This window comes from Rhizobacter sp. P2_H2, from assembly GCF_056403375.1.
The window spans coordinates 1-1,592 of sequence record NZ_JBFUFP010001175.1; the positions used below are offsets into that span (position 1 = coordinate 1).

The 1,592-nt window shown below is 69.0% G+C and carries 2 protein-coding genes; both read right to left on the bottom strand.

Features of this window, described 5'->3' with window-relative positions:
• A partial coding sequence (locus AC1D15_RS31295; RefSeq protein WP_477829102.1) for a competence/damage-inducible protein A occupies positions 1 to 457 on the bottom strand: 457 nt, incomplete at its 3' end.
• A gap of 21 nt (positions 458 to 478) precedes the next feature.
• Complete coding sequence (locus AC1D15_RS31300; RefSeq protein ID WP_047513065.1) at positions 479 to 1,342, bottom strand: EI24 domain-containing protein; 864 nt, start codon at positions 1,340 to 1,342, stop codon at positions 479 to 481.
• Positions 1,343 to 1,592 lie beyond the last annotated feature (250 nt).

The following is a 1,592-nucleotide window of genomic DNA, read 5'->3' on the forward strand; positions in this document are numbered from 1 at the left end:
GCACATGGCCGACCGAGAAGCCGGCGATCTTGTTGTAGGGGTTCGGGATGATCTGCGCGCCCTCGGGGAACATGCCCATGTTGAGCCGGTGCACGTTGTCGGCGCGCTCGGGCTCGTACGGCAGGCCCTGCTCGGCGGCGATGTCCCGCATGCGCTCGAGGATCAGCTCGCGCGCCTGCGGATGAAGCGCCAGCGGCACGCCGAGCGCATTGGCGGCGCACTGGCGCGTGTGGTCGTCGGGCGTGGCGCCGATGCCGCCGCACGAGAACACCACGTCGCCGCTCGCGAAGGCTTCGCGCAGGTGGGCGGTGATGCGTGCGGGGTCGTCGCCGACGTAGCGCGCCCACGAGAGCGGGATGCCGCGTTCGCCGAGCAGCGCGATCACCTTGGGCAGGTGCTTGTCCTCGCGTTTGCCGGACAGGATCTCGTCGCCGATGATGATCAGGCCGAAGTTCATGCGGAAAGCCTTGTGGGTGGATTACGCAGGGGGCAGCGGAAGCGGTGTCGGATCGGCCGGCGGCGCCACCACCGCAGCGGCGAGCTGCTGCTCGGCGCGCAGCGCGGCCAGCGCGGCCAGCGCGAAGTGCGCGAACCACAGCGACGAGAACGCGAACACCAGCGTGTAGATCCAGATCGCGACCGGCACCAGGATCGGCGCGAGCGCGAGGAACATCAGGCCCGAGGCCCACACCAGCGACGGCGCGGCGCCGAGGTAGCCGGTCGCGATGCCGAGGCCGAGGAAGCTGGTGCGATGGCGGCGGATCAGCTCACGCCGCTCGTCCTTGCTGGCGTGCTCGGACAGCACGTCGTAGACCATCACGCGGTAGGTCAGCCAGCCCCAGATCAGCGGCGGCACGACCAGCACCATCAGCGGCACGAACCACAGCGGGATCGAGGCGATCAGCGCGACGACCGCGATCGCCGTCGAGCCGAGGCTCACGACGACGCTGCCGAGGAAGGTGCCGCCGCGGCGGCGCTCCAGCAGCGGGAAGCGGCGCTGCGCCACCAGGTTCAGCATGGCCGGCGTCATCATCGTCGCGACCACCAGCAGCGACAGCAGCACCAGCACCGGCGTCGCGAGGAAGATCACCACCAGCGGGCCCAGCACCGACTTCAGGTTGCCGGCACCGATGCTCTCGAGCCAGTTGAAGAGGGCATGCAGCAGGTCCCACGCATTGAGCAGGTCGCGCACGCCGTCGATCGCGGCTTCCCAGAAGAAGTAGCCGAGCCCGAACGTGAGGCCGACCAGCAGGAACAGCGGCAGCAGTGACAGGACGATGACGCGCGGGTGGAGGCAGTAGGCGGCGGCGCGCCAGAAGGAATCGAAGAGAGGCTTGACCATGGCGCGGCAGGATAACCGGAGCTTCAAATCCCGTTCGCGCTGAGCCTGTCGAAGCGCTGTTCGCGCAACTCCGTTCGGGCTGAGCCTGTCGAAGCCCGGCGCGCGCCGGACACAACCCTTCGACTGACGGGCCCTCGACAAGCTCGGTCCTGCTCAGGGCGAACGGGAGTCGGATTCAGTTCATTCGCCCGAACGCCCGCTTGAGCCCGAGCCACTGCTGGTGCCAGAACCCCTGCCCGTACTCGCGCCC